The 20,622-nt window shown below is 71.3% G+C and carries 22 protein-coding genes; 9 read left to right on the top strand and 13 right to left on the bottom strand.

The window, feature by feature from the left end; translation table 11 throughout:
• Positions 1-107: 107 nt before the first annotated feature.
• The 7 genes from cydP (at position 108) to KGA65_RS01260 (ending at position 4,522) form a co-directional block, all read left to right on the top strand.
• Positions 108-287 (top strand): cytochrome oxidase putative small subunit CydP, encoded by a 180-nt coding sequence (gene cydP / locus KGA65_RS01290; RefSeq protein WP_225861331.1) that lies wholly within the window; start codon positions 108-110, stop codon positions 285-287.
• Entirely contained in the window at positions 284-1,846 is a 1,563-nt protein-coding gene (locus KGA65_RS01285) for a cytochrome ubiquinol oxidase subunit I (protein ID WP_225861330.1), read from the top strand. Before cydP ends, KGA65_RS01285 begins: the two co-directional genes overlap by 4 nt.
• A gap of 16 nt (positions 1,847-1,862) precedes the next feature.
• Positions 1,863-3,005, top strand: coding sequence for a cytochrome d ubiquinol oxidase subunit II (cydB, locus tag KGA65_RS01280; protein WP_225861329.1), 1,143 nt, complete (start codon positions 1,863-1,865; stop codon positions 3,003-3,005).
• A gap of 22 nt (positions 3,006-3,027) precedes the next feature.
• On the top strand, positions 3,028-3,153 hold the full coding sequence (gene cydX / locus KGA65_RS01275; RefSeq protein ID WP_225861328.1) for a cytochrome bd-I oxidase subunit CydX: 126 nt from the start codon (positions 3,028-3,030) through the stop codon (positions 3,151-3,153).
• Positions 3,150-3,431: a cyd operon YbgE family protein gene (locus KGA65_RS01270; protein ID WP_225861327.1), complete on the top strand. Its 282-nt coding sequence runs from the start codon at positions 3,150-3,152 to the stop codon at positions 3,429-3,431. The genes cydX and KGA65_RS01270 overlap by 4 nt, the downstream gene beginning before the upstream one ends.
• A gap of 45 nt (positions 3,432-3,476) precedes the next feature.
• On the top strand, positions 3,477-4,097 hold the full coding sequence (locus KGA65_RS01265) for an MBL fold metallo-hydrolase (RefSeq protein ID WP_225861326.1): 621 nt from the start codon (positions 3,477-3,479) through the stop codon (positions 4,095-4,097).
• Positions 4,098-4,159: 62 nt separating this feature from the next.
• Positions 4,160-4,522 (top strand): carboxymuconolactone decarboxylase family protein, encoded by a 363-nt coding sequence (locus KGA65_RS01260; RefSeq protein WP_225861325.1) that lies wholly within the window; start codon positions 4,160-4,162, stop codon positions 4,520-4,522.
• On the opposite strand, the gene KGA65_RS01255 is transcribed toward KGA65_RS01260, so the two are convergent.
• The 13 genes from KGA65_RS01255 to atpD all read right to left on the bottom strand — a co-directional run bounded on the left by KGA65_RS01255 (position 4,432) and on the right by atpD (position 16,100).
• Positions 4,432-5,988 (bottom strand): efflux transporter outer membrane subunit, encoded by a 1,557-nt coding sequence (locus tag KGA65_RS01255; protein ID WP_225861324.1) that lies wholly within the window; start codon positions 5,986-5,988, stop codon positions 4,432-4,434. The two genes, KGA65_RS01260 and KGA65_RS01255, sit on opposite strands and share 91 nt — an antisense overlap.
• A gap of 5 nt (positions 5,989-5,993) precedes the next feature.
• Positions 5,994-6,941 (bottom strand): efflux RND transporter periplasmic adaptor subunit, encoded by a 948-nt coding sequence (locus KGA65_RS01250; RefSeq protein ID WP_225861323.1) that lies wholly within the window; start codon positions 6,939-6,941, stop codon positions 5,994-5,996.
• A gap of 10 nt (positions 6,942-6,951) precedes the next feature.
• Positions 6,952-7,161, bottom strand: a complete 210-nt coding sequence (locus KGA65_RS01245) for a DUF1656 domain-containing protein (RefSeq protein ID WP_225861322.1) — start codon at positions 7,159-7,161, stop codon at positions 6,952-6,954.
• Entirely contained in the window at positions 7,158-9,206 is a 2,049-nt protein-coding gene (locus tag KGA65_RS01240; protein ID WP_225861321.1) for an FUSC family protein, read from the bottom strand. The genes KGA65_RS01245 and KGA65_RS01240 overlap by 4 nt, the downstream gene beginning before the upstream one ends.
• Complete coding sequence (locus KGA65_RS01235; RefSeq protein WP_225861320.1) at positions 9,203-9,667, bottom strand: MarR family winged helix-turn-helix transcriptional regulator; 465 nt, start codon at positions 9,665-9,667, stop codon at positions 9,203-9,205. The genes KGA65_RS01240 and KGA65_RS01235 overlap by 4 nt, the downstream gene beginning before the upstream one ends.
• A 118-nt stretch (positions 9,668-9,785) precedes the next feature.
• Complete coding sequence (locus tag KGA65_RS01230; RefSeq protein WP_225861319.1) at positions 9,786-10,694, bottom strand: F0F1 ATP synthase subunit gamma; 909 nt, start codon at positions 10,692-10,694, stop codon at positions 9,786-9,788.
• Positions 10,695-10,700: 6 nt separating this feature from the next.
• A complete protein-coding gene (locus KGA65_RS01225; RefSeq protein WP_225861318.1) occupies positions 10,701-12,137 on the bottom strand; it encodes a F0F1 ATP synthase subunit alpha in 1,437 nt (478 codons plus the stop codon).
• 1 nt (position 12,138) lies between these two features.
• Complete coding sequence (locus tag KGA65_RS01220; RefSeq protein ID WP_225861684.1) at positions 12,139-12,921, bottom strand: hypothetical protein; 783 nt, start codon at positions 12,919-12,921, stop codon at positions 12,139-12,141.
• Between the two features lie 28 nt (positions 12,922-12,949).
• Positions 12,950-13,216 carry a F0F1 ATP synthase subunit C gene (locus tag KGA65_RS01215; RefSeq protein ID WP_225861317.1) on the bottom strand — a complete coding sequence of 89 codons (267 nt, stop codon included), beginning with the start codon at positions 13,214-13,216 and terminating at the stop codon, positions 12,950-12,952.
• Positions 13,213-13,938 (bottom strand): F0F1 ATP synthase subunit A, encoded by a 726-nt coding sequence (locus KGA65_RS01210; RefSeq protein WP_225861316.1) that lies wholly within the window; start codon positions 13,936-13,938, stop codon positions 13,213-13,215. The genes KGA65_RS01215 and KGA65_RS01210 overlap by 4 nt, the downstream gene beginning before the upstream one ends.
• A 2-nt stretch (positions 13,939-13,940) precedes the next feature.
• Positions 13,941-14,249: an AtpZ/AtpI family protein gene (locus KGA65_RS01205; protein WP_225861315.1), complete on the bottom strand. Its 309-nt coding sequence runs from the start codon at positions 14,247-14,249 to the stop codon at positions 13,941-13,943.
• Positions 14,246-14,680, bottom strand: a complete 435-nt coding sequence (locus tag KGA65_RS01200; protein ID WP_225861314.1) for an ATP synthase subunit epsilon domain-containing protein — start codon at positions 14,678-14,680, stop codon at positions 14,246-14,248. Before KGA65_RS01200 ends, KGA65_RS01205 begins: the two co-directional genes overlap by 4 nt.
• 22 nt (positions 14,681-14,702) lie before the next feature.
• Complete coding sequence (gene atpD / locus KGA65_RS01195; RefSeq protein ID WP_225861313.1) at positions 14,703-16,100, bottom strand: F0F1 ATP synthase subunit beta; 1,398 nt, start codon at positions 16,098-16,100, stop codon at positions 14,703-14,705.
• A 164-nt stretch (positions 16,101-16,264) separates the two neighbouring features.
• Here atpD and KGA65_RS01190 point away from each other — a divergent pair, with 164 nt between their 5' ends.
• Both KGA65_RS01190 and KGA65_RS01185 read left to right on the top strand, forming a co-directional pair.
• Positions 16,265-17,329, top strand: coding sequence for an efflux RND transporter periplasmic adaptor subunit (locus tag KGA65_RS01190; RefSeq protein ID WP_225861312.1), 1,065 nt, complete (start codon positions 16,265-16,267; stop codon positions 17,327-17,329).
• Positions 17,330-17,345: 16 nt separating this feature from the next.
• On the top strand, positions 17,346-20,621 hold the full coding sequence (locus KGA65_RS01185) for an efflux RND transporter permease subunit (protein ID WP_225861311.1): 3,276 nt from the start codon (positions 17,346-17,348) through the stop codon (positions 20,619-20,621).
• The last annotated feature ends 1 nt before the right edge of the window (position 20,622 follow it).

Genomic DNA, 20,622 nt, shown 5'->3' with positions numbered 1-20,622 from the left:
GCCAGGCACGGCAGCCCTCGGGACCAGAGGGGATTCGGCAAGCCCTTGTCAGAAGAGGATTTTTTGACCGCGCCGGCCTGGGCACACATCTTGATACCCGACAGGCCATGAACGATCGTCCCCTGCTGCGTCACCTCACCGTGCTGGTGCTGGTCAAGCTCGCCGTGCTGGCCGGGCTGTGGTGGGTGTTCTTTCGTCCCGCCCAGGTGCCTGTCAATCCCGACACGGCGGCTGCGCACGTCACCTCGGTGCCGTCGCCGGCTGCCCCTCAAGGAGTCCGCCCGTGATTTCGGATCAACTCGTCGACCTGTCCCGGCTGCAGTTTGCCGTGACAGCCCTCTACCACTTTCTCTTCGTGCCGCTCACGCTGGGCATGGTCTGGCTGCTCGTCATCATGGAGGTCGTCTACGTGATGACCGGCAAGGTGGTCTGGAAGGACATGACCCGCTTCTGGGGCAAGCTCTTCGGCATCAACTTTGCGCTGGGCGTGACCACCGGCATCACGATGGAGTTCCAGTTCGGCACCAACTGGGCCTACTACTCGCACTATGTGGGCGACATCTTTGGCGCCCCGCTGGCCATCGAAGGCCTGATGGCCTTCTTCCTGGAATCGACCTTCATCGGCCTGTTCTTCTTCGGCTGGGACCGCCTGTCCAAGACCCAGCACTTGCTGGTGACCGTGCTGATGGCGGTGGGCACCAACCTGTCGGCGCTGTGGATCCTGATCGCCAACGGCTGGATGCAGAACCCGGTCGGCGCCGAGTTCAGCTGGCAGACCATGCGCATGGAGATGACCGACTTCTGGTCGGTGGTCTTCAACCCGGACGCGCAGGCCAAGTTCGTGCACACCGTGTCGGCCGGCTATGTGACCGGCTCGATGTTCGTGCTGTCGATCAGCGCCTGGTACCTGCTCAAGGGCCGCGATGTGGAGTTCGCCAAGCGCAGCTTCCGCGTGGCCGCCGCCTTCGGCCTGGCCAGCGTCTGCTCGGTGATCGTGCTGGGTGATGAATCCGGCTACACCGTGGGCGAGGCCCAGCAGACCAAGATGGCCGCGATCGAAGCCATCTGGGAAACCGAACCCGCCCCGGCCAGCCTGAAGCTGGTGGCCGGCATCAACGAGGCCGAACAGAAGAACAACTGGGAAGTCTCGGTGCCCTGGGTGATGGGCCTGATCGGCACCCGCTCGGTGACCAAGACCATCCCCGGCATCCATGAGATCAAGGCCAAGAACCGCGAACGCATCGTCAACGGCATCCAGGCCGTGATCGCGTTGGAGACCCTGCGTGCCAACCACGACGATGTGGCGGCCCGCGTCACGCTGGACCGCTTCCAGGCCGATCTGGGCTTTGGCCTGCTGCTGAAGAAGTACACGACGGATGTGCGCCAGGCCACGCCGGCCATGATCGACCAGGCCGTCAACGACACCGTGCCGCGCGTCACCCCGATGTTCTGGGCCTTCCGCCTGATGGTGGGCTTCGGCTTCGCGATGCTGGTGCTGTTCGGCCTGGCCTTCTGGAGCACGCTCAAGGGCCAGTGCGGCAAGCAGCGCTGGCTGCTGCGCGCCGCGCTGTGGATGCTGCCGATCCCCTGGCTGTCGTGTGAGCTGGGCTGGTTCGTGGCCGAGTACGGCCGCCAACCCTGGACCATCTACGGCGTGCTGCCCACCCACCTGTCGGTGTCCACGCTGAGCGTGGCGAGCCTGTACGGCTCGCTGGCCGGTTTCGTGGGCTTCTACACCGTGCTGCTGGTGGTCGAGATGTACCTGATGGTCAAGTTCGCCCGCCTGGGCCCGGGCAGCCTGGGCACCGGCCGCTACCTGTCCGATTCCGCTCACGCGCACGCTTGAACAAGAAAGTCACACCATGTTGGACTACCCCACCCTCAAGATCATCTGGTGGCTGCTGGTTGGCGTGCTGCTGGTCGGCTTCGCCATCATGGACGGCCATGACATGGGCGTCGGCACGCTGCTGCCCTTCGTCGGCAAGAGCGACACCGAACGCCGCGTCGTGATCAACACCGTCGGCCCGCACTGGGACGGCAACCAGGTCTGGTTCATCACCGGCGGCGGCGCCATCTTCGCTGCCTGGCCGCTGGTCTACGCCACCGCCTTCAGCGGCTTCTACTGGGCCATGCTGGCGGTGCTCTGGGCGCTGTTCTTCCGCCCGGTCGGCTTCGACTACCGCAGCAAGATCGACAACCCGACCTGGCGCAAGACCTGGGACTGGGGCCTGTTCGTCGGCGGTGCCGTGCCACCGCTGATCTTCGGCGTGGCCTTCGGCAACCTGCTGCAGGGCGTGCCTTTCCACTTCGACAGCTACCTGATCTCCACCTACACCGGCAGCTTCTGGGCCCTGCTCAACCCCTTCGCCCTGCTGACCGGCGTGGTGAGCAGCGCGATGATCACGCTGCACGGTGCGGTCTACCTGGCCCACCGCACCGAAGGGGCGGTGCAGGCCCGCGCCCAGAACGCCGCCCTGGGCGCGGCGGTGGTGATGGTGCTGGGCTTCATCGGCGCGGGCTTCTGGCTGCACAGCGGCGCCATCCCCGGCTATGCGATCAGCTCGGCCATCGACCCGGCCGCCCTGCCCGACCCGCTGGCCAAGACCGTGGTGCGCAGCGCCGACGCCTGGTGGGCCAACTACGCCCGCTGGCCGGCGATGTGGCTGCTGCCGGTGCTGGGCATCGTCGGCGCCCTGGGCGCGGCGCTGCTGAGCCGGGCCGGCGCCACGCTGACCGCCTTCGTGGCCTCCGCGCTGGCGATCGCCGGCGTGATCGGCACCGCGGGTGGCGCGATGTTCCCGTTCGTGATGCCCTCCTCGACCGACCTGAACTCCAGCCTGACCGTCTGGGACAGCGTCTCCAGCCACCTGACGCTGGGCCTGATGCTGGGCGCCACGCTGATCTTCATGCCGATCATCGTTCTCTACACGGGCTGGGCCTACCACGTGATGCGCGGCAAGGTGACGGAGGCCCACATCCGGGCCAACGAGCACTCGGCCTACTGACCCCCGACGAAAGGAATACACCATGTGGTACTTCGCTTGGATCCTCGGCGTCGGCTTTGCCGTGCTGCTGGCTGTGATGAACGCGATGTGGGGCGAGCACGAAGAAGGTCGCGCCGCCGCCCGCAGCGGTGACGGAGACGCGGCGTGAGCGCCGAGCCCGCGCCGCAGCGGCCGGGCCTGCACGGCCCCAGCCTGCTGCTGGCCATCGTGCTGATGCTGGGGGGCACGCTCTACCCCCCGCTGATGACCGACGGCCAGGGCCGGGCCGACCACGGCCTGGCCATGCTGCTGCTGTGGGCCATGAGCGCCGGCTTCGTGCGCGGGGTGGGCTTCGTGCCCCGCTTCTGGTTGTGGCGCTGGCTGTTCTCGGGCTGGAGCAGCGCGCTGGCCTTGCTGGCTTTCGTCTTGCTCAAGGTTTTGCGCTGAACCGCCCCTCAGAATCCTCCGCGAGGATGAGGAGAGGAGACGCCCATGCTGTTTCGCACCCTGCTGGACGAGCAGTCCGGCACGGTCTGCTACCTGCTGACCGACCCCCAGGCCGCCGAGGCGTCGGTGATCGACCCGCGCCCGGCGGACGTGCCGGTGATCAAGGCCTTGCTGGCCGAACAGGGCGCCCGGCTGCGCTGGGTGCTGCGCACCCATGAGCACGACGCCCAGCGCAGCCCGGCCGAGCGCGCGGCCCTGGCCGAGCTGCAGGCCACCTGGGTGCAGCACCGGCCGCCCCCGCAACCCATCCTGCCGGTGGGTGACGACTACATCGAGGTCATCGCCACCCCCGGCCACACCCCGGACTGCCTGAGCTTTCGCTGGCGCGACCGGCTGTTCTGCGGCGACCTGCTGATCGTCGACGCCTGCCCGGACCAGCCCCGGCCGACCCGGCCACAGTCGCTGTGGGACAGCGTGACCCACGTGGTCTTTCGCCTGCCCGACGAAACCCTGCTGTTCTCCAGCTGCGTGCGCCGTGGCCGCCTGGTGGCCACGGTGGGCGAACAGCGCCGCTGGCATCCCTGGTTCGGCAACACCAGCCGGGACGCCTTCCTGACCCGGGTGGCCGGCCTGCCCGAGCGGCGGCCCGCCGGCGCCGTGGACTGATCTGGATCGAAATCCTCAATACCCATCTGGGTATATTGGCGACTTCCAACCCAGGAGTTTTCATGAGCACCTTCGACCATGTCGGCCTGATGCAGGACATCAACGCCCAGCTCGGCCCGTTCCGCAAGTCCCAGCCCGAAGCCATGCGCGGCTTCAGCGCGATGGCCCAGGGCGCGCTGGCCGATGGCGCCCTGAGCGCCAAACACAAGGAGCTGATCGCGCTGGCCATCGGCGTGACGCAGCGCTGCTCGGGCTGCATCGGCTTCCACGCCAAGGCCCTGGTGCGCCTGGGCGCCACCCGGGCCGAGGTGGAGGAGATGCTGGCCGTCTGCGTTTACATGGGCGGCGGGCCAGCCTTGATGTACGTGGCCGAGGCCTTGAAGGCCTGGGACGTGCTGAGCGCGCCCGAACCGGCCAGCTGCTGAGTCGGTTGGGGTGCCGCCGCCGAAGCCTCGGGCTGCCAGCCGCCACCCAGCACCAGGAACAACTGCGCCTGGTCATCGGCCAGGGCCGCGTCGCTGGCGGCCAGATCGGCCTCGGCGCTGGCCAGCGAGCGCTGCGCATCCAGCGCGGGCAGGTAGCCGGTGCGGCCACGCTGGTAGAGGCGACGCGCCTGCTCGGCCACCGTGGCCTCGTGTTGGCGCGCGGCCACCAGCGCGGCATGGCGGTCCAGCTCACGCGCATAGGCGTTCAGCGCGGTCTCGGTCTCGCGCAGTGCGGTCAGCACCGTGCCGTCGAAGCGGGCCAGCGCGGCCTGGGTGCTGGCCTCGGCCTGGGCGATGCGGGCCTGGGCCGCGCCGGTGTTGGGCAGGGTCCAGGAGATCAGCGGCCCCAGGCTCCAGCCCACACTGTCCGAGCCGAGAAAATCGGTGGCCGGGCTGGCACTGTGCACCGACAGGCCCAGCCGGATGTGCGGATACAGGTCGGCCGTGGCCACCCCGATGCGGGCGGTGGCGGAGGCCAGTTGCCGCTCGGCCTGGCGCACGTCGGGCCGGCGGCGCAGCAGGGCGGCGCCATCGCCCACCGGGATCACGCCCCGCACCTGCGGCGGCGTGTCGCAGTCGCCCACCCCGGCCGGCAGGGCCTGGGGCAGCGCGCCGGTGAGCGTGGCCAGCCGGTAGAGCGCGCTCTGGCGACGGGCCTGCAGCGGCGGCAGCGCCGCGCGCAGGCGTTCAAGCAGACCTTGCGCCCGTTCCACGTCGGTCACGCCGGCCCGGCCGGCGTCGTGCAGCCGCTGCGTCAGGCCGACGGCCTCGTCCTGCAGACGCACCGAGGTCTGCGCGCTGCGCAACTGCAGCCCCAGGGCGCAGGCCTCGGCATAGGCCCGCGTGGTGCCAGCGGCCACCTGCACGCGGGCCAGGTCGGTGGCGGCCTCGGCCGCCTCGCGGCTGGCCTGGGCGGCCTCGGCGGCCCGCTGCAACTGGCCGAACCAGTCCAGCGGCACGCCCACCTGCAGCCCCGCGTCCGTCAGCCACTGGGCCTTGGGGGTGACCCCCGGTTCCAGCAGGCTCAGGCCCGACTGGTGGCCCCAGGCCGGGCCGCCGGAGACCGACACCGACGGCCGGCGATCGCCCGCCACCTCGGCCTCCAGCGCCCGCTCGCGGGCCAGGTTGGCCACCGCCTGGCGCAGGTCGGTGTTGTGCGCCAGCGCCTGCTGGACCAGACCGTCCAGGCGCGGGTCGTCGTAGAGCCGCCACCAGGCGGCCGGCAGGGCTTCGGCGCTGTAGAGCGAAGGCGCCGCCTCGGCGAACGGGGCGCTGGCGCCCGGCTGCGCGGCCAGCGCCTGGGCCGGCACCTGGTAATCCGGGCCGACCGGGGCGTGGCTGCACGCGCTCAGCAACAACGCCACCGCCACGCCCGTGGCCCCGGTACCGAAAGACAAAGCACGCATCGCGGTCACTCCACCCGCCGGGCCGCCGGGGCCTGGGCCGTGTGGGTGCGGGGCGGCTCAGCAGCGCCCTCTTCCACCTGCACCGTCACCGTCTGCCCGGCCACCAGCCGGACGCCCGCCGGCCAGGGCGTGTCCAGGTGCACCCGCACCGGCACGCGCTGCGCCAGCCGCACCCAGTTGAAGCTGGGGTTCACCGCCGGCAGCAGGTTGGCGCTGGTGCCGCGGTCGTGGTCGGCGATGGCGGCCGCCACGCTCTCCACCGTGCCGTGCAGCGAGCTGCCGCCGCCCATCGGCGTCACCCGCACCGACTGGCCCAGGTGGATGCGGGGCAGCTTGGTCTCCTCGAAATAGCCTTCGACGTAGTAGGAATGGGCGTCCACCAGCGCCAGCGCCGGCCGCCCGGCGTTGACATAGCCCCCCACCCGGATGTCCAGGTTGGTCACCGTGCCGTCGGCCGGGGCGCGCACCTCGACGCGCTGCAGGTTCAAGCGGGCCGCGTCGATCGCCACCTTGGCCTGGTCGACTGCCAGCGCCGCCTCCTCGGCCCGGGTGCGGGCCTGTTCCTGCTGCTCTTGCGACACCAGGCTGCCCAGCCCGCTGTTGCGGTCGCGCTCGCGCTTGGCCTGGGCCAGCGTGACTTGGCGCGCGGCCAGCGTGGCCTCGGCCTCGCGCAGGGCCAGCGCGTAGTGGGCCCGGTCGACCTCGAACAGCACGTCGCCGGCCCGGACGGCCTGGTTGTCATGCACCGGCACGGCCGTCACCAGGCCGGACACGTCCGGCGCCATCTGGACCACATTGACCCGCACCCGGCCGTCGCGGGTCCAGGGCGCCAGTTCGTAGTGATCCCACAGCGCGCGGCAGGCCCACAGGGCGGCCGCCACCATCACGAGGGTCGTCGCCGGGCGCAGCAGTTGCCGGGCCCGTTCACGGGTGAACAAGGAGTTCAGGTTCATCGCCATCATCTCAGAGCAGAAGTTGAGCCGTCGCCCGGTGCAGGCCGTAGAGCAGCACCAGGTAGAGCGCCATGTCGAACAAGGCCGGGTGCCAGACCCAGCGGTAGAAGCCGGTGGTCGCCAGCAGACGGCGCACCGCCCAGTTCAACACCAGGGCCAGCAGGGCCAGGGCCATCAGCCAGGGCACGTACAAGCCCTCCAGGTCGAATTCACCGGTCATGCAGCAGGCTCCTCGGTAACAGCCCCCAGCGTCAGCGGGGCCTGGGGAAACAGGTTGCGGCGCAGGCCCACCAGGGCCGTCACCAACGCCGGCTGCGGCTCGGCGCTGGGTTTGAGGGCGCGCAGCAGGGCCCGGTCCAGCGCCCGGCGCAGCGCGTCGGGCCAAGCGGACGGACCGTGCCGGGACCACTGCCGAAAGCCCCGGGCGATGCCCACCAGCAAGGGCCGCGCCCCGGGCGCCCCCCCGGCCGCCCGCTGGGCCTGCAGCACCGCGATGTCGGCCCCCACGCGCAGCTCGCGCAGGGCGGCGCGGGCGGCGTCGTCCCGCTGCTGCGGCGCCGTCTGGGCAATGCGCGGGGCCAGCAGACCGATGCGGTCCAGGCTGCGCACCGTGCGCCCCTCGTCCGGCACGCCGTGGCGGGCACCGGCCTGCGCGGCCAGCTCGCGCCAGACGGCGCGGCGCAGCCGGCGGGCCACCACGTCGCTGCCCACCGTGCGCATCAGCTGGTTCACCAGCGCGGCCACCGCGATGCCCATTAACAACGACAGGTTGCTGTTGAAGAAGTAAGGAAAGTCCAGCGTGGCGATGTCGCCCAGCGCCAGCGAACCCGCCACCCCCATGATCATCGGGAAGGCCAGACCCGCCGTGGCCGGCCGCGCCGCCAGGCAGCCCAGGAGGAGGAAGGCTGGCGAACAGAACAGCACCAGGCTGCCGAAATCGTGCGCCAGCGGCAGCAGCACCAGCACGTACAACGCCGCAATGGGCATGGACCAGGCCGTCGCCTTGAGAGCCCCCGAGATGGCCGGCACCGGGTTGTCCATCACGGCAAAGAAGCTGCAGAAGATGGCCGCCATCATCGCGGCGACCGATCCCAGCGGCCAGGCGGTCTGGATCCACACCAGACTGCAGAACGAGATGGCCACCACCGCCGCGGCGGCCGACAGCAGGGCCAGGCCCGGGTCGCGGTGCAACACGCGCGTGCCCACCGTGGGCCGGCGCGCCGGGACGGGCCCGGCGCCGGTCAGGCCGGTGTCGATCTCCGCGCGCAGCGCGCCGCAGGCCTGCCAGCCCAGCAGCAGCTCACCCAGCCGGGTGGCCAGGCTGATGCGCAGCGCGCGCGACCAGTCCGGCAGCACCGGGTCCTGCCCCAGGCTGTCGAGCTGGCCCTGCAGCCAGGGCAGCGCCGCGGCCTGGTCCGGCGGCGGCAGCTTCAGCCAGTCGCCCAGCGCGTCCAGCACCGCCACCACGTCCGGCGCCAGCCGGCCTTCTGCCTCTTCCAGCGCCTGCAGCCGGTCCTCGGCGGCAGACAAGGCCGGGGTCAGCCCCGCCAGCCGGTCCTGCATCTCCTGCAAGGCCCCCTCGGTCCAACGCAGGTGGCCGGTGTCGAAAGGCACATGGGTCGAGAGGATGCGCAGCTGGGTGATGTCGGCGGCCAGACGCTGGCGATCCGCAGCCAGCGTGGCCCCCTCTGCATCGGCACGGTGGGCACGCGCCGCCAGGTCCGCCAGCCAGGTGCGGGCATGGCCCTGGCTGCGTTCCAGCAGGCCCAGCAGCGGCGTGCTCAGGCTGGTGGGCATCACCAGGCTGTGGACCAGCGTCGCGCAGAGGATGCCGATGCCGATCTCCTCGACCCGGGCCAGCGCGTTGTCGAACAGCTGCTCCGGCTGGTCCACCGAGGGGAAGCTCACCAGGGCCGCGGTGTAGCCCGCCAGCATGAACACATAGGAGCGCGGCGTGCGGTCCTGCAGCGAGATGTACAGGCAGCCGCCCACCCACAGGGCCAGGGCCAGGGTCAGCAACAGCGGCGCATTGGCCAGGTTGGGCACCAGCAGCACCGAGGCCGCCGCGCCCAGGAAGGTGCCGCCGAAGCGGTACACCGCCTTGGAACGCACCGCGCCGGCCAACGGGTTGGCCACCACGTAGGCGGTCATCATCGACCAGAAGGGACGCGGCAGGCCGGCCTTCAGTGCCACGTAGAGCGCCAGCATCGCCGCGGCATAGCATTTGAGCGAGTACAGCCACTCGCTGCGGGTGGGCCAGGTCATGGCCGTGTCAGCGGCGTGGCCTTGGGCAGTTCGGCCACGCCGGCCTCCAGCCGCAGCAGCACCCGCAGGCAGGCCTGCAGGTCCGCGTCGGACAGGCCCTGCAGCAGCTGCCGGCGCATCCCGTTGAGCGCCTGCTCCACCCGCGCCACCTGGTCCTGGCCCAGCGGGGTCAGGCTCAGCACCTTGGCGCGGCGGTCGTGCGGGTCTTCATGGCGCACCACCACGCCGGCCGCCACCAGCTGGTCGATCACCCGCACCAGCGAGGCCGGCTCCAGCCCGACCGCCTCGGCCAGCGCACTCAGCCGGGCGTTCTCCCCCATGCGACCGATCATCACCGCGGGCCAGGCCATCGCATGCGACAGGCCGAAGGTGTTGCTGACCTCGTCGGCCGCCGCCCGGTAGCTGCGGGCCACGCGCGTGAGCGTGGTGGTGAGGTGCATCAGCGCGGGGTCGTCGAGCATGGGGGCCAATCATTTAGTTGGCTAACTAATAGTTAGCTGACTCAATTATTAGCTCAGCCAAATACCTGGACAACGGCAGGGACATGCCGCTGTCGCGCCCGCACCACTCGTCCCCCGGTCAGTGGCCGGCGTCAGGCCCCAGCGCGGAGGTGAGGATCTCCAGCTCGTTGGTGATGTCGGACTGGCGCAGGCTGGCCCACCGGCGGCGCAGGTCGGCCGCCAGTTCGTCGAGATGGTCCTGGGCCCGCTGCATCTGTGCCAGGCGGGCGTGGTTCTCCTGCACCAGCGAGGTCTCCAGCGCGGCCCGCAGCTGCACCCGCACGGCCTGGTGCAGCACCGCGGCCAGCAGCACCGGCCGGGGCAGGCCCAGGCGCACCGGCCGGCTGGCGCCGGGCGTGCTCGCCCGCCCCTCCGCAGGCGGGGCCAGGGGGGCCGGGTCGTCGCCTGCGGCGTCGGTGCGGCCCCCCCAGGGCTGGGGCACGCCAGGCGCCGGCAGCAGACGCTGGCGGCGCAAACCCTCGGCCCCGGTGGACAGCAGCCAGACCTCCTGCCCCGCCCGGGCGGTGGCCGCATCGGTGGCCGCCGCCAGCCAGGCATCCAGCACCGGCTCGGCCTCGTCCAGCGTCGCGCAGCCGGGCAGCACGCGCAGGGCCGTCGCGTCCTGCCCGGCCCCGGCCTGCCAGGCGTCGGCCAGGCGGCGGCTGGCCAGCCAAACGGTCTGCCCCGGCCGGGCCGCCAGCGCCGCCACGGCGTCCGCCAGGTGGGCGTTGAAGGCACCGCAGAAACCGCGCTCGGCCCCGATCACCAGCCAGCAGCGTGCCGTCGCCGCAGCCATGCCGGCGTCCGCGTCTGCCCCTGCCAGCCGGGCCCAGGCGGCGTCCAGTGTCTGCTGGGCCTCGGCCAGCGCGGGCTGCGAGCGCTGCAAGCGCTGCAGCTCGGCCATCGCCAGGTTCTTCATGGCCTGGACGATCTGGCGCAGGTCGGCCAGCAGCGTGGCCCGCTCGCGCAGCTGCAGTTGGGCACTCATGCCGGTTCAGCCCCCCAGCGCCGCCTGCACCGCGGCCACCCAGTCGGCCCGGGGAGCGTCCAGTGCCGGGGCACTGGCGGCCATCACGGTCAGCGCGTCCAGCGCCCGCTGCAGGGCCTCGCCCTGCAAGCCCTCCAGCCGCCCTTCGTTGAGGGCCACCAGCCAGGCCATCGTGACGGCGGCCGAGCGGGTCGCCAGCCGGCCCTGGCGGAACAGGGCCTGCAGCAGGTGACCGCGCGCCACGCGGGCCTGCATGCCCTCGTCCAACCGGGTGCCGAAGCGGGTGAACAGCTCCAGCTCCAGGAACTGCAGGTAGTCCAGCCGCAGGCGCTTGCACTCGTGGGCGATGGCCGGGTGCTGGGCCTTGCCGCCGATGCGCGAGACCGAGGTGCCCACGTCGATGGCCGGGAACATGCCGGCGGCGGTCAGCTTGGTGCTGAGGTAGACCTGGCCGTCGGTGATGGAGATCAGGTTGGTCGGGATGTAGCTGGCCACCTCGCCCAGCTGGGTCGGCACGAGGGGCAGGGCCGTCATGCTGCCGCCGCCCAGCGCGGCGCTGAGCTGGGTGGAGCGCTCCAGCAGGCGCGAGTGCAGGTAGAAGATGTCGCCGGGATAGGCCTCGCGCCCGGGCGGGCGACGCAGCAGCAGCGAAAGTTCGCGGTAGGCCTGGGCGTGCTTGCCCAGGTCGTCGTAGACGATCAGCGTGTCATGGCCCGCGTGCATCCAGTGCTCGGCCACGGCACAGCCGGCAAAGGGGGCCAGGTACTGCAGGCCGGGCAGCGTGCCCGCCTCGGCCACCACCACGGTGGTGTGGGCCAGCGCATCGTGCGCGGCCAGCACGCGCAGGGTTTCGGCCACCTCGGCGCGGCGCTGGCCGATCAGCACCAGCACGCAGCGCACGCCCTGGTCGCGCTGGTGGATCACCGCGTCCAGCGCCAGCGCGCTCTTGCCGGTGCCGTCGTCGCCGATCAGCAGCTCGCGCTGGCCGCGGCCAATGGGCAGCAGCGTGTCAATCACCGTGTTGCCGGTGTAGAGCGGGCGGCTGACCGGATCGCGCTGGATGATGGCCGGCGAGCGTCCCTCCAGCGCCTGCTGGGCATCGGTCTGCGGCGCCGGCAGGCCGTCCAGCGGGCGGCCCAGCGGGTCGACCACCCGGCCCAGCAGCGCGTCACCGCAGCCGATGGCCAGGCCCTGGCCGCAGCGGCGCATGCGCTGCCCGGCGCCCAGGCTCTCGGTCTGGTCGAGCAAGATGCAGCCGGCCAGCGTCTCGTCGAGCTGGAAGACCCAGGCGCGGCTGCCATCGGCCGAGCGCAGCACCTCGCCCACCGGCACCGAGGGCAGGCCCTCGACCCAGGCGATGCCATCGGCCACCCCCAGGATGGTGCCGACCTCCTCGACCGAGAGACCGACTTGCGGCGCGATCGCGAGCGGCGGGACGCCCATCTCAGGCCCCCCCGTTCACCGCCGGTGCCGGCAAGGCGACCGCCGGGTCCAGCGTCTGGAAGGCATCCACACCGCGGCGCAGGCTGGCCTCCAGCTGGTGGCCGGGCAGGTGCACGCTCAGGCCGGCCAGCAGCGTCGGGTCCTGGGTCCAGCGCAGGGTCAGGCCGTCGCCCAGCACGGCCTGCAGGCCGGCGGCCACCCGGGCCTGCAGGGCCTCGGACACGGGAAAGGCGGTGAACAGCCCCACCGGCTCGGTGGCCGAGGCCCCGGCCAGCGCGCGCAGCTGGGGCCGCAGCGCCTCGGCCTGGCCCGCCAGATCGGTCAGGAACAGCTCGATCAGCGCCGCCTCGACCGCCGGGTTGGCCAGGCGCGTCAGGTAATCGGCCACGAAGCCGGCCGCGCGGGCCTGCAGCTGGCGGTCGACCTGTTCCTGGCGGGCCGCGGCCTCGCGCTGCAGCCGGGCCTGGGCCTTCTCGCGCTCGTCGTGCAGCTCGGTGTCCAGTGCCGCCAGACGCTGGCTGCGCAGCGTGGCGATCTCCTGCGCCAGGGCCTGGCGGGCGCTCTCACGCTGGGCCGCCTGGCCGGCCTCCCGGACGGCCAGGGCCTGGGCGCGGGCATCCAGCCCCTGCTGCTGGGTGACCAGGGCGTCGCGCTGCTGCTGTTCGGCCTGGGTGCGGGCCGCCAGCGCGGCCTGCACCGGGCGGAACAGGAAGCGGCGCAGCAACCACAGCAGCACTGCGAAGTTCAGGATCTCCAGCGCGAAGGTGGTGGCATCAAGGTTCATGAGGGCTCCCGTCGGCGGCGGCCGGCGCTCACTTCAGCAGGTATTCGAGCAGCGGGTTGCGGAACAAGATGATCAGCGCCACCACCAGGCAGTAGATGGCCAGCGACTCGATCATCGCCAGGCCGATGAACAGGGTGCGGCTGATCTCCTTCTCGGCCTCGGGCTGGCGGGCCAGCGCGTCCAGCGCGGCCGAGATGGCCTTGCCCATGGCCAGCGCGGGGAAGAACACGCCCAGGGCGATGGCCAGCGCGGCCACCACGGTCGAGACAATGGCGAACAGGTGCAGATCGGTCATGGCGACTCCGAAGCAGAAGAGGAAGACGAGGGGGAAGCAGCGGCAGGCGATGGTCGGCCCGCGGGCGGTTGCCCATCCGGCAGGCTGACCTCCAGCGCGGAGCCGACGTAGATCAGCGCCAGCATGCCGAAGATATAGGCCTGCACCAGGGCTTCGATGACGTGCAGCACCAGCAGCGGCACCGGCACCAGGAGGCCGGCGACCAGCAGCACCAGCAGCGCGGCCATCTCCAGGCTCATCATGTTGCCGAACAGGCGGATGGCCAGGGCCAGGGTGCGGGTGATCTCGCTGATCACCGTGAAGGGCAGCAGGATGGGGCTGGGCTGCACATAGTGGCGCAGGTAGGCCCGCCAGCCGGCAGCCCGCAGGCCGTAGAGGTGGACGGCGAAGAAGACGATCACCGCCAGCGCCGCGGTGACCGACAGGTCGCGCGTGGGCGAAGTGAGCCCGGGCACCAGGCCCAGCAGGTTGGACACGCCGATGAACAGCCAGAGGCTGCCGATGAAGGGCAGCACCCGGTCCACATGCACCGGGGCCACCACCTCGGCCACCGCGTCGTGCATCAGCTGCCAGGCCACCTCCAGCCCGATGGCCGGGGGCCGGCCCTGGCGCGGGCCCCAGAACCAGGCCACGGCGGTCAGGCCGAGCGTGACCACGAAGGACAGGCACAGCGTCTCGCTCAGCGCGAGCCCGCCCAGGTGCAGCGAGAAACCTTCATCCATGTTCAGCGCCCATGTGTGCGGAAGAACCAGATCACGTTGCCGATGCCCACCGCCAGGCCCAGCAGGATCATGTTGACCGTCCAGCGCACGGTGTAGCCGGCCGACAGGCTGTCCAGCCAGCGGCCCAGGTAGGCGCCGCCCACCAGCGGCACGCACAACAGCAGCCCGGCCGTGCCGCCGGTCACCAGCAGGCCCAGAAAGCCCGCCTTGCGCGCCCGGGCCAGCCGGCCGAGCTGGCGCTCGGCGTTCTGGCGCATCGGCGCGTCGCCCGCCGCCGGCGGGGTCGGCGGCCAATCCGAAGGTTCGCTCATGCCCTTCCTCCCGGCGCCGTCTGGGCCAGTTGCTGCAGGCGGCGCATCAAGGCCATGTCCAGCTGCAGGTGCTCGTCACGGGTGCTCAGGCGCAGGCGCTGGTCGCCGGCCAGCAGGGCGTCCAGCCGGGCCAGCAGGGTGTCGGGCGCGGCATCCACCAGGAAGCGGCTGCTGACGATGCGCACCGTCTGCGCCCCGCCCTCGCGGCCACTGACCAGCAGGCCGCCCGCGCAAGCGCCAAAGCGCCAGTCGGCGTCGGCCGCGCGCCGGTAGCGGAACAGGCCGGGCTCGAGCACGGTCATCAGCGGCTCGTGGTGCGGCCAGAGCGCGAACGCGCCGCGGGCGTCCTCGGCCACCAGCCGGGTCACGCCGTCCAGGCGGGTGACCTGCTGCGCATCGAGCAGGCAGACGCTGAAGCCGGTGTCGTCCATGGGTCCACGCCCCCGTTGTCGCTCAGCCCGCCGGGGCCGGCATGGCCCCCTGCATGTAACAGGCGTCTTCGGTCACGCTGTCGTAGGCGCCGTCCAGAAAGCGCTCGCAATCGGCCAGCGTGGTGTCCAACGGCACCGTGACGCCGGGCATGCCGGTGTGGTCGGCCACCACCTGGAAGGGCTGGGTCAGGTAGCGCTGCAGGCGCCGGGCCCGGCGCACGATGCGCTGGTCCTCGGGCGAAAGCTCCTCCAGACCCAGCATGGCGATGATGTCCTCCAGCGCCTTGTAGCGCGCCAGGTGCTCACGCACCGCGCCGGCCACCCGGTGGTGGCGCTCACCGACGATGTGCACGTCCAGCATGCGGCTGTTCGACGCCAGTGGGTCCACCGCCGGGTAGATGCCGCGGGCGGCCTGCTCGCGCGCGAGCACGACGATCGAATCCAGGTGGGCCTGGATGGCGGCGATCGAGGGGTCGCTCATGTCGTCGGCCGGCACGTAGACCGCCTGCACCGAGGTGATCGCTCCTTGCCGGGTGGACAGGATGCGCTCCTCCAGGCTGGCGACTTCGGTCAGCAGGGTCGGCTGGTAGCCCACGCTGGACGGCATGCGGCCCAGCAGGCCGGAGATCTCGGAGCCGGCCTGGACGAAGCGAAACAGGTTGTCCATCAGGAACAGCACCTCGCCGTGGCCAGCATCGCGCAGGGCCTCGGCACAGGCCAGGGCGGTGAAGCCGGTGTAGTAACGCACGCCGGGGGTCTCGTCCATCTGGCCGAAGACCATCACGGTGCGCTGCATCACGCCGGCATCGCTCATCTCGTGCCAAAGCTCATGGCCCTCTCGGATGCGCTCGCCCACGCCGGCAAACACCGAGGCGCCCTGGTAGAGCGTGCTGACCGCGTGCATGAACTCCATCATCAGCACCGTCTTGCCCACGCCAGCGCCACCGAACAGCCCGGTCTTGCCGCCGCGCACGAAGGGGCACAGCAGGTCGATCACCTTGATGCCGGTGGGCAGAATCTGCTGGCCGGGCAAGGTGTCGGACAAGAGGGGCGGCGGGGTCATCACCGGGCGGTTGAGGGCCAGGTCCAGCGGCGGCCCGCCATCGAGCGGCCGGCCCTGCACGTCCAGCAGGCGGCCCAGGCAGGCCTCGCCGGCCGGCACGGTCAACGGGGCGCCGGTGTCATGCGCCGGCAGACCACGGGCCAGGCCCTCGGTGCTCTCCAGCGCAATGGTGCGCACCACGCACTCGGAGACATGCTGCACCACCACCAGCGTGACGCGGAGCGTGCCCACCGGCACGGTCAGCACATGGCCCAGTTGGGGCAGCGGACGCCCCCGGACAGCCACCACGGGCCCATGCACTGCCACGACCTGGTGCGCCGCCACCAGCCCCGAGGGAGAGGGAAAGCCTTCAGTCATCCGCATCCATGGAGTGAGGGGTCTGTCTGACGCACTGCAGCATACCCCGCTTTTCATTTGCATCAAGACAATGCCATGCCGCGCTCGCCAAACGGGGCTGGGAATCGGATCATGGCGAAATCCCCAGCTTGATGCAGGTTCCCTGCCTCTGCTAGGATACCCACATGGGTATCAAGACATTTCACCTCCTGGGAGGCCGGCCCGTGCTGTGGACGGCGTTGTGGCTGGGCTGCACCGCGGCCGTGGCGGGCACGGTGCCGACCGTGACGGTGGGGAATGTCCCGACCAGCGCCGGCTTCGAGCTTGATGGCACGGTGGAGGCCCTGCGGCAGGCCACCGTGGCGGCCCAGGTGAGCGGCAACGTGACCGCACTGGCCGTCAAGGCGGGCGACAAGGTCCGTGCCGGCCAGTTGCTGGCCCGCATCGACGCCCGCGACACCAGCGCCGGCCTGCTGCAGAGCAATGCCGCGCTCGCCCAGGCCCAGGCCCAGCTGGAAAACGCCCGGCTCAACGCCGACCGTCAGCGCGAATTGCGCCGGCAGGGCTTTGTCAGCCAATCGGTGGTGGACCAGGCCGACACCACGCTGAAGGCCGCTCAGGCGAGCGTCGACCAGGCCCGCGGCGCCCGCAGCCAGGCGGCGCTGGCCCGCGGCTTTGCCGACGTGGTGGCCCCGTTTGATGGCGTGGTGCAGTCCACGCTGGTGGACACCGGCGACCTGGCCTCGGCCGGCCGCAGCCTGCTGACGATGTATGCCCCGGGCGCGCTGCGCGCGGTGGTGCAGGTGCCGTCCACCCGGGCGGCGCTGGCCCGCGCCGCCAGCCACCCGCAGGTGCGGCTGCCCGATGGGCAATGGGTGACGCCGGTGCGCCGCACCGAGCTGCCCGCCACCGACCCGGTGGCGCAGACGATCGAATGGCGCCTGGACCTGCCAACCGGCACCGCGCTGACGCCGGGCCAGAGCCTGCGCGTGCGCTTCGATGCGCCGGCCGCAGCGGTGGCCAACGCGCCGGCCGCCCTGAGCGTGCCCGCCAGCGCCGTGCTGCGCCGCGGCGAGCTGGAAGCCGTCTACGTGGTCAGCCAGGGCCAGTTCGTGCTGCGCTCGGTGCGCCTGGGCACGCCGACGGCCGGCCTGCAGGTGCCGGTGCTGGCCGGCCTGAAGACGGGCGACCAGGTGGCGGTGGATGCGGTGCAGGCCGGTCTGGCCGGCGCCACCCCGGCCAAGCGCTGAGCGGACGGGAGCAACGATGAGCGATCTGCACGCCCCCGCTGGCGAAGCGCGCCCGCTGGGCATCTCCGGCCGCCTGGCCCGCACCTTCCAGGACAACGCGATCACCCCGCTGCTGGCCCTGGTGGCCCTGCTGCTGGGCCTGTTCGCGGTGTTGGTCACCCCACGCGAGGAAGAGCCCCAGATCAACGTCACCATGGCCAATGTGCTGATCCCCTTCCCGGGGGCCAGCAGCGCCGACGTGCAGAGCATGGTCGCGCGCCCGGCCGAACAGGTGCTGTCGCAGATCGCCGACATCGACCACACCTTCTCCGTCTCCCAGCCAGGCATGGCGGTGCTGACGGTGCAGTTCAAGGTGGGCGTGCCGCGCACCGAGGCGCTGGTGCGCCTCTATGACGTGCTGCATGCCAACTCCGACTGGCTGCCCAGCGGCCTGGGCGCCCAGTCGCCGATCGTCAAGCCCAAGGGCATCGACGATGTGCCGGTGCTGGGCGTGACGCTGTGGGCCCAGGACGGCCGCAGCGGCACCGAGCTGGAGCGCGTGGCCCACACGCTGGAGACCGAACTCAAGCGCGTGCCGGGCAGCCGCGAGGTGCAGACCATCGGGGGGCCGGGCCGCGTCGTGACCGTGGCGCTGGACCCGTCCCGCCTGCGCGAGCGCGGCGTCGACGTGATGTCGCTGAAGTCCAGCCTGGCCGCCGCCAACCAGGGCATGCCGGCTGGCGCGGTGATGCAGCCGCAGGGCGGCCAGCTGCTGTCGGTGGAAACCGGCGAATTCCTGCGCAACGCCGACGAGGTCGGCGACATCGTGGTCGGCGTGCACGACGGCAAGCCGGTCTACCTGCGCGAAGTGGCCCAGGTCAGCCCGGCCTCGGCCCAGCCCAGCCACCTGGTCTGGTACAGCCCGGGCAGCGCACCGCAGTCACCCGAGGAATCGGCCTCCGCACCGGCCGGCCAGGTCTATCCGGCGGTGACGATCACCGTCACCAAGAAGCCCGGCCAGAACGCGGTGGACGTGGCCCGCGCCGCCCGCGCCCGGGTGGACGAGCTGCGCAACAGCGTGATCCCGGAAGGCGTGCAGGTCAGCATCAGCCGCGACTACGGCGAAACCGCCGCCGAGAAGGCCAACAAGCTGATCCAGAAGCTGGCCTTCGCCACCGGCTCGGTCATCCTGCTGGTGGGCATCGCGCTGGGCCGGCGTGAGGCCATCATCGTCGGCTCGGCGGTGATCCTGACCCTGACGGTGACGCTGTTCGCCTCCTGGGCCTGGGGCTTCACCCTCAACCGAGTGTCGCTGTTCGCGCTGATCTTCTCGATCGGCATCCTGGTGGACGACGCGATCGTGGTGGTCGAGAACATCCACCGCCACCAGATGCTGGAGCCGGGCAAACCGCTGCGCGAGATCATCCCGGTCGCCGTCGATGAGGTGGGCGGCCCCACCATCCTGGCCACGATGACCGTGATCGGCGCGCTGCTGCCGATGGCCTTTGTGACCGGCCTGATGGGCCCGTACATGAGCCCGATCCCGATCAACTCCAGCCTGGGCATGGCGCTGTCGCTGGCCATCGCCTTCACGGTCACGCCCTGGCTGGCCCTGAAGCTGATGAAGTCCCACGGCGCGGCGGGCGACGGTCATGCACCGGCCACCGGCGCAGCCGGCGTGGGCGCCAGGCTGGGCAATTTCTTCGCGGCCCTGCTGGCCCCGCTGCTGGCCAGCGCCAAGAAGCGCTGGCTGCTGCTGGGCGGCATCCTGGTCGCGCTGCTGCTGTCGGTGGGCATGACGCTGGTCGAGTGGGTGGTGCTGAAGATGCTGCCCTTTGACAACAAGTCGGAGTTCCAGGTCATCGTCAACATGCCGGCCGGCACGCCGCTGGAGGACACCGCCGCCACGCTGCAGGACCTGGGCGCCTTCCTGGCCCGCCAGCCCGAGGTGCGCGACCTGCAGGGTTATGCCGGCACCGCCAGCCCGATCACCTTCAACGGCCTGGTGCGCCAGTACTACATGCGCTCCGAGGCCGACCAGGGCGACCTGCAGGTGAACCTGGTGGACAAGCACCACCGCTCGGAAAAGAGCCACGCCATCGCGCAGCGCCTGCGCCCCGACCTGGAGAAGATCGCCGTCGCCCACGGCGCGCGCATCCAGGTGGTGGAAGTGCCGCCCGGCCCGCCGGTGATGAGCCCGCTGGTGGCCGAGGTCTACGGCCCCGACGAGGCCGGCCGCCAGGCCCTGGCCGGCAAGATCGCGCAGGCCTTCCACGCCACGCCCGACATCGTCGCGATCGACACCACCCTCAAGGAGAACGCCCCGCGTGCCTTCCTGCGGGTGAACCATCAGCGCGCCGAATCGGCCGGCATCGCCGTCAGCACCATCGCGCAGACGGTGCAGGCCGCCCTCTCGGGCGCCGACGCCGCCTGGTTGCACACCGGCCACGACAAGTACCCGGTGCCGGTGCGGCTGCAGCTGCCGCGCGACAGCCAGATCGGCCTGGACGCGCTGCTGGCCCTGCCGCTGAAGGCCGCCAACGGCCAGTTGGTGCCGCTGTCGGAGCTGGTGCGGGTGGAACAGGGCGTGATCGACAAGCCGCTCTACACCAAGGACCTGCACCAAGTCAGCTACGTCTTCGGCGACATGGCCGGCCAGCTCGATTCGCCGCTGTACGGCCTGTTCGCGATCCGTCCGCACCTGAAGGACGCCCTGCCGGCCGGCCACGGCACGCTGGGCGAGTACTGGATCCACCAGCCCTCCGACCCCTTCACGCAGTACGCGATCAAGTGGGACGGCGAGTGGCAAATCACCTACGAGACCTTCCGCGACATGGGCGCGGCCTATGCGGTGGGCCTGATCCTGATCTATCTGCTGGTGGTGGCACAGTTCAAGAGCTACGGCACGCCGCTGATCATCATGGCGCCCATTCCGCTGACCCTCATCGGCGTGATGCCCGGCCACGCGCTGCTGGGCGCGCAGTTCACCGCCACCAGCATGATCGGCATGATCGCGCTGGCCGGCATCATCGTGCGCAACTCCATCCTGCTGGTGGACTTCATCGAGCTGCAGCTGGCGCACGGCGTGCCCTTCCGCACCGCGGTGATCGAATCCGCCCGCGTGCGGGCCCAGCCGATCGCGCTGACCGCGCTGGCCGCCATGATCGGTGCCCTGTTCATCCTGGACGACCCGATCTTCAATGGTCTGGCCATCTCGCTGATCTTCGGCATCCTCGTCTCCACCCTGCTCACGCTGGTGGTGATCCCCGTCCTCTACTACGCGATGCTGCGGCACCGCCACGAAGAGGCTTGAC

The organism is Ideonella benzenivorans (genome assembly GCF_020387415.1).
GTDB lineage: Bacteria > Pseudomonadota > Gammaproteobacteria > Burkholderiales > Burkholderiaceae_C > Ideonella > Ideonella benzenivorans.
This window is presented reverse-complemented; position numbering and strand designations above follow the sequence as displayed.